11 protein-coding genes are annotated in these 16660 nt (G+C 29.5%); 4 read left to right on the plus strand and 7 right to left on the minus strand.

What is annotated here, in order from left to right; genetic code table 11:
• Window positions 1-10: 10 nt before the first annotated feature.
• From COL3_RS14655 to zapA, 7 genes are all read right to left on the minus strand, one after another.
• Window positions 11-592, minus strand: a complete 582-nt coding sequence (locus COL3_RS14655) for a phosphatase PAP2 family protein (RefSeq protein ID WP_035283655.1) — start codon at window positions 590-592, stop codon at window positions 11-13.
• 266 nt (window positions 593-858) lie between these two features.
• On the minus strand, window positions 859-2262 hold the full coding sequence (locus COL3_RS14660; RefSeq protein ID WP_008425355.1) for a HAMP domain-containing sensor histidine kinase: 1404 nt from the start codon (window positions 2260-2262) through the stop codon (window positions 859-861).
• A gap of 3 nt (window positions 2263-2265) precedes the next feature.
• Window positions 2266-2946: a response regulator transcription factor gene (locus COL3_RS14665; protein WP_008425358.1), complete on the minus strand. Its 681-nt coding sequence runs from the start codon at window positions 2944-2946 to the stop codon at window positions 2266-2268.
• A gap of 413 nt (window positions 2947-3359) precedes the next feature.
• Window positions 3360-4085, minus strand: a complete 726-nt coding sequence (locus COL3_RS14670) for a DUF523 domain-containing protein (protein ID WP_008425360.1) — start codon at window positions 4083-4085, stop codon at window positions 3360-3362.
• A 149-nt stretch (window positions 4086-4234) separates the two neighbouring features.
• The gene (locus tag COL3_RS14675; RefSeq protein WP_008425362.1) at window positions 4235-6595 is read right to left on the minus strand and encodes an endonuclease MutS2; all 2361 of its coding nucleotides are present in this window, start codon (window positions 6593-6595) and stop codon (window positions 4235-4237) included.
• 114 nt (window positions 6596-6709) lie between these two features.
• The gene (locus tag COL3_RS14680; RefSeq protein ID WP_008425363.1) at window positions 6710-9073 is read right to left on the minus strand and encodes a U32 family peptidase; all 2364 of its coding nucleotides are present in this window, start codon (window positions 9071-9073) and stop codon (window positions 6710-6712) included.
• A 296-nt stretch (window positions 9074-9369) separates the two neighbouring features.
• Window positions 9370-11817: a cell division protein ZapA gene (gene zapA / locus COL3_RS14685; protein WP_008425366.1), complete on the minus strand. Its 2448-nt coding sequence runs from the start codon at window positions 11815-11817 to the stop codon at window positions 9370-9372.
• 281 nt (window positions 11818-12098) lie between these two features.
• On the opposite strand from zapA, the gene COL3_RS14690 reads away from it, so the two are divergent.
• From COL3_RS14690 to COL3_RS14705, 4 genes are all read left to right on the plus strand, one after another.
• On the plus strand, window positions 12099-13457 hold the full coding sequence (locus COL3_RS14690; protein ID WP_008425369.1) for a Mur ligase family protein: 1359 nt from the start codon (window positions 12099-12101) through the stop codon (window positions 13455-13457).
• A 19-nt stretch (window positions 13458-13476) separates the two neighbouring features.
• Complete coding sequence (locus tag COL3_RS14695; protein ID WP_008425371.1) at window positions 13477-14199, plus strand: type 1 glutamine amidotransferase; 723 nt, start codon at window positions 13477-13479, stop codon at window positions 14197-14199.
• A gap of 168 nt (window positions 14200-14367) precedes the next feature.
• Window positions 14368-15690: a serine hydrolase gene (locus tag COL3_RS14700; protein ID WP_008425372.1), complete on the plus strand. Its 1323-nt coding sequence runs from the start codon at window positions 14368-14370 to the stop codon at window positions 15688-15690.
• A 90-nt stretch (window positions 15691-15780) separates the two neighbouring features.
• Window positions 15781-16389 (plus strand): flavin reductase family protein, encoded by a 609-nt coding sequence (locus COL3_RS14705; RefSeq protein WP_008425373.1) that lies wholly within the window; start codon window positions 15781-15783, stop codon window positions 16387-16389.
• The last annotated feature ends 271 nt before the right edge of the window (window positions 16390-16660 follow it).

Below are 16660 nucleotides of genomic sequence, written 5' to 3' on the forward strand. Positions count from 1 at the left end.
CTAAAACAATTTAGTTAAATAATTTTTCAAGTTCAAACTTAGCTGCAAATTTATTCTCAATTACTTCATATAAATAATCTACCTTACTTCTTAATTTCAAATTATAAATATAACTTGTTGTCCAAACCATTATATATGCTCCAATAACATCCATAGGATAGTGGTGCCCAACGTATACCCTTGAGAACCCTACAATTATTGATGTTATAGTTAATATTGTACTAAGTATCTTATTATACTTTTTAATTCCTAGGGCTATACTCATAGTTCCTGTCGCATGATCACTTGGAAATGAGGCATCTTGTACATGAGGAAACAGCAGATTTACTTTATTATGAACGAAAGGCCTGTCTACGTAATATACCCCTCCAATAATAAAGCTCAAAATTAAATTGACAACTGTTATAATAAAAGTATTAACAGCAACTTTCCTGTAACTGCAATTCTTTTTTGTCATTCCTAAAATAAATACTATTGCAATAATAGCCATAAATATATAAGGCACATCTTCTGAAAAGAAAATCATAATCTTATCTAAAACTGCACTTTTATTTGCTAAATCATTTATTACTCTAAAAAGTTCCATATTCATGTTCATTTTCATCTATCCTTCCAATAATGTATTAAGGCAAAGCATTAAAGCTTAATAATTTTTAATACCAATCACCTTGCTTCGTCATTATGAACCCAATAGATTAAAATCACATTAAAAACCCCTTAAATTATCATATGAAATTTTTTACTTTCTACTCGTATAGCACCTTTTTATACTAATACATGAAAAAAACAGCCTAAGATATGTTAATATCCTAAGCTATCGCGTAAATACTTGATAATAAATTAATGTTAGATATTAATTTAATTAGAATGCTTATTAAAGTATAACTTAACAATTATACTCGTTCCCTTTCCCTCTTCACTTTCTACATCTATAGTTCCTTGATGGATATCGACAATCCATTTAGCAATAGATAACCCAAGCCCAGAACCAGCTTTTTCTTTAGATCTTGATTTATCTACAATATAAAACCTCTCAAAAATATTATCAATTTCATCTTTAGGAATTCCAATCCCAGTATCACTAACAATTATTTTTATAAATTCTTTATATATTTCTGAATTAATCTCTATTTTTCCACCTTCGGGAGTGAATTTAATACTATTACTGATAAATATCCTAAGCATCTGCTTTATCATCTCATAGTCTGCTATAATTTTTCCACTATCATTTCTTTGACTAGATATATCATGTTTATCATCTATAACATTACTTTCGACGATTACTTCATCAACTAGGTTATTAATATAAAATTCTGTTTTTTCTATTACTTGGGTTCCGTTGTCACCTTTGGCTAGAAATAATAATTTTTCAACTAAGTTTGCCATATTATCAGCTTCTAATTTAATTGCATATATAGATTTTTCTAATGCATCTTTGTCATTCTTTCCCCATCTATCTAGCAGGTTAGCATATCCTTTCACAACAGCAATCGGAGTTCTAAGTTCATGGGATGCATCTGAAACAAATTGTGCCTGTCTATTAAAGGAGCTTTGAAGTCTGTCTATCATTTTATTAAAAGTATCTGCAAGTCTTTTTAATTCATCATCAGCACCTGTTATATCTATTCTTTCTTTTAGATTATTTATACTTATATTGTCAGCAGTTTTAGTTATGTAATCAATTGGTTTCAGCATTTTCTTACTCACTATATATCCTACTGCAATGGAAGCAATAATCCCTATGGAATCAGCAGCTGCCATTAAGACAAATGCTATTTTCATGAAATTATATTCACTTTCCATGTCTTTTACTATTTGAAAATATATTAATCCATATTCTTGGCTATTATATTCAATGCTTTTATATTCTAAATGTCTGCCTTTATCTTCTAAATGTTTTTCTTTATCTCCTGTATATTTTATACTAGAGTTAAGCTTACTTATATCAAATGGAAAATCATCAGAAGCTTTTATTAACTCTCCATTTTCTTTTACAATTCTAATATAGATATCATCTGTAGCTGCTAAATTAGAAAAAACTTCTTTGTCAGCTAAATTTAGCTGCACATTTGGAGAAATGAACATATTTAATATTATACCTTTTGTATCTTCAATATCCCTATCTGCTTCACGATATAAATAATGTTCTATTCCAAACAAAACTGCAGCATTTATTAAAAACAAAATTAATGAGAACATAAAAGCATAAATTATTGTCAGCTTTATTGAAATCCTTGCATTATTAAGAATTCTAAAATTCATATTTTATTCTCCTTTAATGACGTATCCTACCCCTCTTACAGTAGTTATAATTTTCTCCTCGAAATTGTCATCAATTTTACTTCTTAGATATCTTATAAAAACATCTACTACATTAGTATCTCCATAATACTCATACCCCCATACAGATTCGATTAATTGATCTCTTGTAAGCACAATATTCTTATTAACTAATAGCATTTTTAAAAGATCATACTCTTTCTTGGTTAATTCAATTTCCACTCCAGCTCTCCATACCTGATGTGTTTTATCATCCATAATTATATCCTTTACCCTAATTTCACTGCTTTCATTTTCCAATACATTCTCTCTTGTATATACTCGGATTCTCGCAAGCAGCTCCTCAATTGCGAATGGCTTAGTTAAATAATCATTTGCTCCAGCGTCAAGACCTATGACTTTATCTGATACATCTCCCTTAGCTGTCAGCATTATTATTGGCACATTAGAGAATTTTCTAATTCTCCTACATACTTCAATTCCATTTAAATTTGGTATCATAATATCAAGAAGTATTAAATTATACTCAACATCTTTAACTTTTTCTATAACGTCTCTTCCATCATAAACTATATCAACCTTATATCCTTCATGAGTAAGTTCCATTTCGATAAACATAGCCATCTGTTTTTCGTCTTCCACTAATAGAATTTTAAAATTATTCAAATCTGTAAGCTCCCATCTTAAAATTATTTTATTATTATTAATAAGCTTCAGCTAATAATAAAATATTATACAGCATTTTGTAATTCAATAGTATGCACACATGTAGCTTTATTTTACATGTATTTGTTGTAAACAAAACTTTAGATAATATTTTTTTATAACAAAAAAGAGTTGCTTTTAAGTACAACTCCTTTTGTAAATATGAATAAAAACCGTAAAAAGATTTAATATTAAATTTCTGACGACGACTCCAGAAATCTTAAGCTCCGGAAAAATATTTGATGATGAAGAATATTTTTCCGTATTTAAAATACTCAATCTTCCTACAATGCTATTGTTGCATTTAAACATTAAAATTAGATTAAAATGCCATTAGAATAATATTAGAATTATTACCATAATTTAATTACACTCTATTCCTCATCGAGTATTTCTTCTACTTCCTCGATACTCAATCCAGTGGCTTCAGCAATTTCATCTATATCTTCAAAACCCATTAAATCACGTGCCAATGAAATCATAAGTTTTTTCACATTTTCTTCAACACTTGGAGGTAATTCTGACATATCAGTTAGGTTCTCAGTTAAATCAAAATACTCTTCTTCGTATTCCTCTTCTTCTCCTTGCTCAAAGAGTCTTCTCTTTTTAGCCTTTTCTCTATCAAACTCACTAAGGTATACTAATTTATCATTATTTACCTCTAAGTCTTCATCTGAAAATACAGTTATACCTTCATTTTCTAATAATTGCACTGTTATTCCTTTACCTTTAATTTTGTTTCCTGAAAAAGTACCATCATATACGTAATTAGCTCCACATGAGGGACTTCCTTCTTTTAATATGGCCTTAGCTGCACCAAGTTCTTTAGCAATTTTTAACGTTTCATAAGCTCCATTTAGGAATTTCTCAGTAACATCTTCGCCTATATTACTTAATGCCTTTCCATTACCTTCAATCACTTCATTTGCTGTATTATTTAGCTCAACTGGATTTCTAGGTGTTGGTAAGCCGCCTAACTGCTCCGGACATACTAAAACAGCTTTTCCTTCTCTAAATAACTTCATGCATCTTTCATTTATATTATTTTTGCCATTGTATTTACAATTAACTCCACATAAGCATGCACTTATTATGTACATATTATCACCCCTTTCTCCAGTTAACAGTTTACAGTTGTCAGTTTACAGTTAAGGATCAAATTCCTACGGAATTTGTAAAATTAATTATAGAAATTACTTTGTAATTTCATCCTCAACTGATAACTGTTACTTGTTAACTGTAAACTGTATTACGCTTTCAATTCAACCATAGTGACTCCATCGCCACCTTCACCATAAGCTCCCAATCTATATGATTTTACATGGGGATGTCTCTTAAGCATATCATTTATTGCTTTACGTAGTACCCCTGTACCTTTACCATGAACTATCGTCACTTCTCCTAGGTTAGCTCTATAGGCATCATCTAGGTATTTATCAGCTTTATAGCAGGCTTCTTCTGCATCCATACCTCTTAAATCCACCCTAGTTTCTACACTACTTAAGTTAAGCTTTACTTCTCTCTTTCTTCTTACTTTTTCTTCTCTTGTCTCTTGAGTTTTTCTAAGGTCCTTAAGTTTAACATTTATTTTCATTATGCCAGCTTCAACTTGAACTTCTCCCTTGTTATCCGGCATAGATGTTATAATTACTTTTTGATTTAATGAAGGTAAAAAGGCTTCCATTCCAAGGGTGACCTTAGTAATTACTTCTCCTTCATTTTCTTTCATTTTATGAATTCCCTTTTCCTTTTCTTCCAAGCTTTCCTTAAGCTTCTTACGCTCTTCTTCAAGCCTTTGTCTTCCGCCGCTTCCTATTCCCAGCTTTTCAAGCTCTCTCATAGCTTTAAGAATATCATCTGCTTCATCTTTAGCATTTGCAATTATTTCCTTTGCTTCACGCCTAGCGTCCATATAAGCTTTTTCTCTAGTTTGTTCTAATTTTTCAAGCTTTTCTTCATATTTTCTTTTAAGTTCTTCTGCTTGATCTCTAAGCATCTTAGCTTCCCTAGCTTCTTTTTTAGCTATTATACTTTTTTCTTGGAGATCCCTAATTAAATTTTCAAACTGAAGATTTTCTTCAGACATATATTCTTTAGCTCTCTTTATTACGCCTTCAACCAGGCCTAGCCTTTTGGAAATTTCAAAGGCATTAGATTTACCCGGTACTCCTATTAGTAATCTATATGTTGGTTTTAAAGTTTCTATATCAAATTCTACAGATGCATTTTCGACACCTTCTGTCTTTAAAGCATATGCCTTTAATTCACTATAGTGAGTAGTTGCAATTAATTTTGCCCCTCTATTTCTTAAGGTTTCTAGTATTGATACTGCAAGGGCAGCTCCTTCTGCTGGATCTGTACCTGCTCCAAGTTCGTCGAATAATGCTAATGATTTATCATCTACATGCTTCATAATATTAACTATATTAGTCATATGAGAAGAAAATGTTGATAAGCTTTGTTCAATACTTTGTTCATCACCAATATCTGCAAATATTTCAGTGAATAAAGCTATAGATGAATTGTCCTTAGCGGGTATTAAAAGTCCACTTAAGCCCATAATATGAAGTAAACCAACGGTCTTTATAGTAACAGTCTTACCTCCAGTATTTGGCCCTGTAATCATTAAAGTTTGAAATTCTTCACCTAAATATACATCTGATGGTACAACCTTGTCAGGTTCTATTAATGGATGTCTTCCAGATAATATACTAAATACTCCATCATCTCTAACTATTGGCTTTACTGCATTTAATGAAGAGGCATATCTTCCTTTTGCAAATATAAAATCAAACTCAACAAGCACCTTTAAATTGCTTAAACATTCATCAGAGTTATTTTTTACTTTCAAGGAAAGCTCAGAAAGTATTCTTTCTATTTCTGCTTTTTCTTTTAAAACTAATTCTCTTATTTCATTATTTAAATTTACCAAGCTCATAGGCTCAATAAAAAATGTTGCTCCAGTTGAGCTTTGATCATGTACAAGCCCTGGCACTTGGCTTTTATATTCTGATTTTACAGGGATTACATATCTATCGCCTCTCATAGTATATAAATCATCCTGCAGATACTTTGAATTACTTCTAACTATAGATCCTATTTTTTCTCTTACTGAAGAATTCTTTTCTTTAAGACTTCTTCTTATATTATATAAAGTCTGGCTGGCTTTATCGCTAATTTCATCCTCAGAAACTATTGCTCTTTCTATTTCAGCTTCTAGTGCCTTTATTGGAACTAGTATGTATGCTAAATCTTCAAGTCTTGGATATGCCTTTTCAGCTTCTTCTCTTTTGAAGAATTCCTTCATAGTTCTAGCAGCTCTAAGCATACCTCCAACCTTTAATAATTGTTCTGGAGATAAAGTACCGCCTTTTTTAGCTCTTTCGATTCCCTCATGTATATCAGCAAGTCCTTCAAGAGGTGGATTCCCCTTTGTAATTAAAATTTCAAGAGCCTCATCTGTTTCTTCTAATTTATTATTTATTTCATACATATTATCATATGGCTCAAGTTTGTCAACCATTGCTTTCCCAGCATTGGTTCTTGCATACTTCTTTATTTTTTCTTTAATTTTATAAAACTCTAATACTCTTAGAGAACGTTCATTCATCTTATCACACCCTTAACTCAGTTTACAGTTATCAGTTTACAGTTTACAGTTAGGAACAAATTCTAAAAAAATTTCTTCCTCAACTGTAAACTGTGCACTGTAAATTGTGAACTATTATTCTACTCCACGTCTATAGTGACCTTTTGTATACTGTTTATTCTCATTCTTATTTCCATGAACAATTTGATTTAAAATCTCATTAACTTCTTCATAGCTCTCATCCTTAAAATCTATTCTAAAATTGTTAATACCAAAAGATTTAAGCTCCTCCACTTCATCAATTAGATTTGTTGCTATTGAATTTAATATATAGCTCCTGCAGCTATTATCTGCAAGCAGACTAAAGCTTTCATTCATTCTATCCTTTAATCTAAAAGTATCTTTCATACACGCCCCATTACACTCTTTTTTCGAAGATTTATTTCCAAAAGTGCTTCCTATAGGACAATATTCGCTAACCATAAGCTCAGTCTTACCATAAATATTAATTCCAATTTTAGAATTCATATTCTTCATTACTTCTTTTATTTCTTTTCTATTTAACTCTAAGCTTATAAAAGGCAGATCTATGTCTTCAGCATAAAACTCTGCTGCTTCTTTATTAAATATATTTAGTTTATAGTCCCCTATTATGAATAGTTTATCTTTATAGAGCTTTATTATTCCAGCATTAGATGTGATTATTCCATTTATGTAAGGCATCATTTCATCTATAACTTTAATAATATTATTAAATTCACCCTTAATTATACTTGGAACTTTTAAGTAAATATTTTTATCTTCTGATCTTTGTTCATGTAAATTTTTTAAGTCTTCTTTCTTCAAAGCATTTTTTTGTCTGCTAAAGAATATATCTAGTGCTATATTTTTGACATCTTTATTTTCACTTAATGCCTTAAACTGATCTTTTGTGATACAGCTATAAATATATCCTAAATCTTCTTGAGATTTTAGTTCTTTTGCTTTAGGAGTTTCTTCAACTCTTTTTCTTCTGTATGAGCTTACTCCTTCTTTTAAAATCTTTTCAAATAGCTCTCTTCGTAGATTATTTATCGATGCTATTCTTATAAATCCATCATCAAAAGTATCAAAAACTATTTTATCAAATTTATATGGAATTTCTCCTGATTTCTTTAAGGATTCTTCCACTCTTTCCCTTGTTAACGGCTTATTAGTAGCTTCTTCCACTGTTTCTCCATAAACTTTAAATTCTTTTTTATTAAATTTAGTCTTTATACAAAGTGGAGCGTTGGCCTTAAACTCTACTTCACCTACTAAACCTATTTTCTTCTTATATGGTTTTAAATCTTCATTCAACTCATCATAAAGCTTTTTATCGGACATCTTAAATAATCTATATCCCTTTTTATATCCTCCTGTAGGAAATAACTTTACAGTTTCCCCTTTAAAGGCTTCCTTAACTTCATTGTTATTATTTAGTATTTTACTTAAAGTGAAACCATCGTCAGCAAATCTTATTCCGTCACCTAAAGCGACATCTGCTTCTAATTTAATTTCTCCACTATTTAAAACCTGCCCAATAAATACTCCAGTATTTTTAGGGTAATTATAGCTCATCATATCTTTTCCGGTATTTTTATAAAGGTACGCTTTAGCAAAACCTTCTCTATTGAACAATTGAGCTAATTCATTTCTTCCCTTCTGTAAATCAAACTTTGTATTTACTAATACCTTATCAATAGATTTTCTATAATTCCTTGTAACACCAGCTACGTACTCTGGCTTTTTCATTCTTCCTTCAACCTTTAAAGAAGCAGTTCCACTTTTAATAATTGGTTCAATATCTTCAATTAGACAAGTATCTTTAGGACTTAATAAATACCCTTTTCTTTCTCCTGAGGTTTCACCTATTAAAGTATATTGCATTCTACAAGGCTGTGCACATCTTCCCCTGTTTCCGCTTCTTCCACCAATCATTGAACTCATTAAACATTGGCCTGAATAACATACACATAAGGCACCGTGAACAAATATCTCTGTCTCAATGCCCAAATCCTTTGAAATGTATTTAATTTCATCTAAAGAGAGCTCCCTAGATAAAACAATTCTTTCTAGGCCTTTTTCTCTAAAATATAAAGCACCCTCTGCATTATGAATTGTCATTTGTGTTGATGCATGTAATTCAAATTTAGGATATACATCTCTGATTAAACTAACTAATCCAACATCTTGGATTATTAATGCATCTACTCCAATTTCATAAAGATAACCCACATATTTTAAAGCATCTTTAAGTTCACTTTGTTTTAGAAGCGTATTCATGGTAACATAAACTTTTACATTATAACTATGGGCATAATCTACAGCCTTCATCATAGTTTCATTATCAAAATTTGAGGCATAAGCTCTAGCTGAAAACTTATTTCCTCCAAGATATATTGCATCAGCTCCATTGTTTATAGCTGCAATTAAACTTTCCATACTACCTGCTGGAGCTAGTAATTCAATTTTATTCATATTTTCCTCCTTAGTGGCAAGTAATAACAAAGTGGCTACGCCACATTTTATTAATGATGAATAATTAAGTTCAACTTATCTCATTAATTCTATTATACCATATTAGATTTTAACCATTGTATATGGATGAGTCAAATTTATATATCAAATAGTTTTTTGTTTTTCTATATTATGCACTTATAAGAAGGTTATAATAAAAATCTCTATTATTTGAGTTTTTATTATAACCTTCTTATTATCCTTTTATTTAATAATCTTTAAGTAAAAACTATTGTAAAATCACCAAAAATCAACACTTATCTTTTCTTAACTACCGGACCTATTTTTTCTTCTTTTCTCAGCTTTGTAATTTCTATATCCTTGTTTATTATCTCAGATTGTAATTCAAATAATCTATGTTGGAAAGTTCTAGACTCTTGCGTAAATTTACTATTTTCACTAACTAATGCTGATATCTTTTCATTTAATTCATTCATAGCTTCCTTACTTGCATCTAGTTCAATTTCTTTAGCTTCTATTTGTCTTTTTAGATTTAAGAAAATATCTTCTTTATCCTCTAATTCCTTCTCTAATCTGGCTACAGCTCTTTCTTTACTTCCTAATTCTTCCTTAGTTCTTCTTAAATCAGCTTCTGTAGTTTCTAAGGTTTGATTAATTTCTTCTATTTCTTTAATTTTAATATTTATCTGATCTTGGCTTGCCTCATAAGCTTCTTTAGCCTCATTTTTAACTTTTTCGTTATTACTTCTTATAATCTCTACTTCTTCTCGTAAGACGTCCTTTTCTCTATTGCATTTTTCTATTTCCTTAGATAATTGATCATTAATATTTCCCAAATGTTTTATTTCATTATTTAAGATGTTTTCATCCTCAGTTAACTTATTAATCTCTTCCTGTAAAGCTTGCTTTTCTAGTAAGATTGTTTCTATTTCTTTTTCCAACCTAACATTATTATCTCTAATATCACTTATTTCACTATTTAAGTTATCATGAATTTGTTTTAAATTATCAATTTCATCCTCTAAAATTTCTTTCTCTAAAGTACTTGTCTCTATTTCTTTTGTCAATTTATCATTATCAACTTTTATACTCTCTATTTCATTAGTTAAATTATTTTGTTTTTCTTTTAATAAATTAATTTCATTTTCTAGCTCAGCTTTCTCTAAGCCATACTTTTCTATTTCCTCTGATAACTCATTGTTAACAGCTGCAAGCTTATTGTTGTCCCTATTTAAATTATCTTGAACTAATGTTAACATATTAACCATTTCTTCAAGGTCTTGTTTTTTCCTATCGTATTCTTCAATTTCTTGCGATAATCTATCATTAGCATCGCGTACATTATCAAGTTCAATATTTAAATTCTCTTGCTCCGCAGTTAATTTGTTTATTTTACTTTCTAAATTATCTTTTTCTTCATATAGTGAATTAATTTGATTAACTAACTTTTCATTCTCTTTATTAGTATTATTTAGCTTTTCTTTATAATCGTTAATTTCTTTATCTGATTCTTCAAATAAATCATTTAATTCCTTTTTAAGATCAGCTTTTTCCCCATTACTTATTTCTATCTGCTTTGTTAATTCAACTATATTTTCTTTTTCAATTTGTAAAGAATCATTTAGTTCTTGTTCACTAGCCATCAAATCCTTAATTTTGTTACTTAGCTCTTCTTTAGTTAGTAATAATTCTTCAACCTTCTTATTTAATGCTTCTCTTTCCTCATTAAATTTAGATGTGATTTCATTATTATCATTCACTTGTTTTTCTAAGCTTTCCTTGCATTCTTGCAGCTCTTTACTGCAGTTAGAGTATTCTACTCTTAAGTTTTCTAAGTTTGTTTTACACATATTATATTCTTTAATAATAGCTTCCTTACTGCTAATTTCAGCTTCCAGCTCTGCTTTTGTTTTTTTGAAATCTTCAAAAACATCATAAGAATTAGTTTCAACTGTTAGATTTTTTTCTTTTAATACTAAAATTTCATTATTTAATTCTTTTCTAACCTCGTTAAGTTTTTCAACTTCCTTATTTAATTCTAAATTCTTATTATTTAATTCATTTAACTCTTTATTTATATTATCTTTCTCTTTATTGATCTTCGTAATATCATTTGTTAACTTACTAATCTGTTCGTTAGATTGTTGTATTTGTTTATTTAATCTATGCTCTCTATTTTTAGCTTCATCTATCTTCTTATATAGGACCTTATTTTTTTCCCTAGATTCATTAACTTCCCTATTTAAAGCTTCATTTGCATTTTTATTGTTCTTAACTTCCTCATGGATTAACTTATTTTCATTCTTAACTTTTTCGTTTTCAGCCTTAAGTTTGCTTATTTCCTCGTTTAATGAGTTAAAAGCTGCTTCTACATCTTTATATCTCAAATGCAGCTCCTGTTCCTTTTTCTCAAAGTCAGCTTTGATATTTGATTTTTCATCAATAACTTTCTTCATCTCTAAGTTCAGTTCTTCTATCTTCTTCTTTAGTGAGGTATTTTCATTTTCAATATTTTTTTTAGCTTCTACAGCTTTGTCCAATTCTAAATCACATTCGTAGAGTTCATCCGCAATATTTACAGCTGCTAATACCGCAGCTGCTGTTGTACTAAACCCTGCTTTTTTAGATATTATTTCTTTAATTCTTGTATCAACAAAATTTGCCACCCCTAGCAAATACTTTTCATCTTTTTCTCCCTTTAAATTATAATTCATACCATTTATGTTAACTGTTACCTTAATCATAATAACACCTCGTAAAATTCTTTATCACCTTTAATTATAGGGTATATTCACTAATAAAACAATTATGTAAACTCAACTATGAAGGGTTTTCTTGCATTTTTTCTTAAATTCATTGCAAATATACATCATGTGTACTTACTGTTGAAGATATATTAAAAATATTTTCGTTGTTTAAGATTTTTGTGCTATACTTATTTTGATTATTTTTTAATCAGCACTATAAAAATGTTTAATATTATCTTATTATGTTAATCATTTTTATATATAACTAGAATTGGGCGGTGAGTAAAATTAATATTAAGTCTATTGTAAGCATATTGTTATCAAAAATTACTGCTTTTGCTTCAAAACATATTTTAAAAGGTGGTAGTAATTTTCCTGGTAAGATAGCCTTAAAAATTGATAAATCTATTTTAAAAAGAGTGAGCAAAGGATATAAAGTAATTCTAGTAACAGGAACAAATGGAAAAACCACAACTACAAGTATGATTTATAACATATTAAAGCAAAATGGTTTTAATGTTATAACTAATAGTACTGGTGCTAATTTATATCCAGGTATTGTGGCGTGTTTTGTTTCAAATTATTCTTTTTTCAAAAAGAAAGAAAATCCTTATGCAGTAATCGAAGTTGATGAAGCTAATGTTAAATTTATTACTGAACATCTAACTCCAGAAATAATAACTGTAACTAATTTATTTAGAGATCAATTGGATCGATATGGAGAAGTCTACACTACCTTAGTTAAAATATTAGAAGGTGTAGAAAAGGTTCCAGAAACTAAATTAGTTTTAAATGGTGATGAATCTTTACTTGGAAAATTAGATGTAAAAAATGAAGTTGTATATTATGGCTTTAATACGCCTATCAAAGAAGATACTTCTTTAGATTTAAATGCAGATGCAAAGTTCTGTAAGTTTTGTAAATCACCTTATTCATATGATTTAGTAACTTATAATCACTTAGGAAGTTATTATTGCCCTAGCTGTGGTTACAAGCGTTCTGAATTACATTACGCCGTTAACAAAATCTTTGATTTAAATCCAGAGAATTCTTCTGTGTTAATTAATGATACTGAAGTTTTTATAAGTCAATCTGGTGCCTATAATATTTATAATGCTTTATGTGCCTTTGCTATTTCAAAGGAACTTGGTATAGAGGATTCAGTAATACAAACTTCTCTTCAAAATCAAAGTTCAAGTTTTGGTAGACAGGAACAAATAACTATAGGAAATAAGGATATTCAAATTATATTAGTGAAAAACCCTGCAGGATATAATCAAGCTTTAGATACCCTTGCACTTAACCAAAATGAATTTTCAGCTGTATTTATGTTAAATGATAATTATGCTGATGGACGTGATGTCTCTTGGATATGGGATGTAGATTTTGAAAGAATATCTGCTCTTAAAATAGAAGATATTTTTGTTTCAGGACTCAGAATGTATGATATGGCAGTTAGATTAAAGGTTGCTGGTTTAAATGTTGATAAATTTATTCTAAAAGAAGATTATGAAGAATTGACAGATAAAATTAAAGAATCTGTTTCAAAAAAAGTATACATACTTGCAACTTACACTGCGATGATTAATTACAGAAAATATCTTCATTCAAAGGGCTATATTAAAAAGTTATGGTAATACTAGGAGGGAGAAAATCATGGAATTAACAATTTGTCACTTGTATCCTGATCTGCTAAATGTTTATGGTGATTTAGGTAACGTACTTATTTTAAAGCATAGAGCAGCGCTTAGAGGAATAGATGTAAATATAATTAATTCTTCTTTAGGCGATAACATTGATAAAGAAAATGTGGACATAATCTTCTTTGGTGGCGGACAAGATTATGAACAATCTATAGTGTCAAAGGATTTAAATGAAATAAAGAAAGAAGCTTTAACAAGTTACATTGAAGACGGAAAAGTTCTTCTTGCCATATGCGGCGGTTATCAATTATTAGGTAAATATTATACAGCGCCAAATGGTGAAAAAATTGATGGTCTTGGTGTTTTAGATATTTATACTGAAGGTGGAGATACCAGATTTATTGGCAATACAGAAATATACAATGAAGAATTTAATGAAACATATGTAGGCTTTGAAAATCACTCAGGAAGAACCTATATAAATAATCATACTCCACTTGGAAAATGCATTCACGGATATGGAAATAATGGTGAAGATAGCTTTGAAGGATGTATATATAAAAATACCTTTGGTTCATATTTTCATGGGTCATTCCTTTCAAAAAATCCTGAATTTGCAGACAGACTTTTAACTTTAGCCTTGCAAAAAAAATATGGTGATGAAGTAAAACTTGATTCATTAGATGATAAATTTGAATTAAATGCAAAAAAATCTATAATTGAAAGATTAAAATAATTGTTAAAATAGTGCAAATTGTCATATATTGCATGTAAGTTTTAACATTGCATTTATTGTTATAACGTTACATAAGTGTTATACTAAAAATGTTTTAATATACTAAGGCATGTCCAAAAGCAAGTAAATTTTAATATGCCTAAATAAATAGAAGTGGAGAGATTTGACTTGATAAAAAAATTAATTTTAAAAGCACTTGCATTAACTTTTTCTCTTTCTTTATTTAGTCCACTAGCTATAGCAAATTCTGCAGAGACTTCTACTACAAAATCTAAAACTGAAGCATCTGCACAAGCTTTACCGAACATTGTGGCTCAATCAGCTTTAACCATGGATTTAGAGACTGGAGAAATAATATATTGTAAAGATGCTGATAGCAAAAGATATCCAGCTAGTACAACTAAACTTTTAACTGGTTTATTATTAGCTGAAAGTAAACAACCAACTGATCAACTTGAATATACTAAATCAGCAAAGGAACAGCCTGAATATTCTTTAAATTTAAATTACATGCATAATACTATGCAGCCTGGGGATAAAGTATCAGCAGACGATATAATGAAAGGTTTGCTTCTATTTTCAGGAAATGATACTGCATATGTAATTGCAGATAATATCTCAGGTGATTCTAAAGCCTTTTCTGAATTGATGAATAAAAAAGCTAAAGAACTTGGAGCTAATAACAGTAACTTTATTACTCCAAATGGATTACATGACCCAAATCATTATACTACTGCATATGATCTTTCATTAATTTTGAAAGCAGCCTTTGCAAATGACTGGGAAAGACAAACAATGGAACTTCCAAAAGCTCCCATAACCTTAAAAAATTCTAGAATTATCTTAGAAAATAGAAATTTAACTCTTGGTAAAAATGGTAATATTGCAGGAAAAACAGGAACTACCAATGAAGCAGGTGGGTGTCTCGCTACTGTTTATGAAAGAAACGGAAGACAAATCATAGGTATTGTCTTTAAGAGCAGGCAAATTGACAATGCAGATATGACAAAATTTAACGATATGGATGCTATAATGGATTATAGTTATGCTGCAACTAAAGAAGTATACAAATCTAACGGTGAGAGCGTTGGAAATGCTGAAGTAAAATATAAACCTTTTGTTGTATTTGGTCCTACAAAAACTATTTCAGTACCAGTTAAATTAACTCAAGATGTAACCTATTATAAAAATGATATTAATGATGCTGAATCTAAAATCACTTTTAACGGAACAGATACTAGTGCATGGAATTTAATTTTCAAGAAAGATGTTAAGTTAACTTACAGCACAAGAAATCACTCTGAAGAAGTTACAGGCGCAGTAGATATTTCTTTTGGTGATCTTATTAAAGATAACCTAATTATTTATATAGCTACCATAGTAGGTATAGCCATTATCATAACTTTACTTGTACTAATTAGAAATATGGCAGCTAATTCAAAACGCAGAAAAAAAAGAAGTTATTACGGCCGTTCAGGCAAAAGAAGGTAATTAGTTTACTTAGACACAAATTAGAAATTTATTTAGGCATCTTCAAATAAAATTATTTTTGAAGATGCCTTTGTTTAAAGGAGTAATCAAATGAATAAGAGGAATTTCAAAGGAAGTGTAATTTTAAATCCTGTACCTGTGGTTTTAATTACCTCTAAAAATAAAGAAGCTAAAACCAATGTTTTTACAGTTGGATGGACTGGTACAATTAATACAAAACCTCCTATGCTTTATATTTCAATAAGACCTGAAAGATTATCTTATGAATATATAAAAGAAACCATGGAGTTTGTAGTAAATTTGCCTAGCTCAGATTTAGTAAAGAAGGTAGATTACTGCGGTGTTAAAACTGGAAAGAAAAATGATAAAATTGCTGAAATGAACTTTACTTTAAAAGATAGTCTTAATATTTCAGTACCTTACATAGAAGAATGCCCAGTAAATATTGAATGTAAAGTAAAAAACATAATACCTCTTGGAACCCATGATATGTTCATAGCTGAAGTTGTTGGTTCTCATGTTAATGAAGATTTATTTGATGACAAAGGGAAGATTCATTTTGAAAATGCAAATATGATGTCTTACTGTCATGGTGAATACTTTCCACTAGTTAAAAAACCAATTGGTTCCTTTGGTTTTTCAGTTATGAAAAAGAAAACCAAAAAACGCAGGCGCCTCGAAAGATCTTCAACTAAATAAAGGTACATAAAATTTTTAGATATACAAGATTAAACTTAACTTATGTTATAACTTACCGAAATACTAAATATTTTATAACCTCAAGGGTCACAATGTTCCGAAGGACTATAAAAATATCGCTCAAGGTGCTAAGTTGCAAGTTGCACTCAATTTAGCATGCTCCCGCTTTCAGCGTGACAAGCTAAATTGAGACAACTTACAACTAAGAACCTTTGACAGCTCATTTTTAAATGCCTTCTGCATAAGAATATTTATTATTTCTGGTGAAGAT

The organism is Clostridium sp. LS, assembly GCF_002760435.1.
In the GTDB taxonomy this organism is placed as follows: domain Bacteria; phylum Bacillota; class Clostridia; order Clostridiales; family Clostridiaceae; genus Clostridium.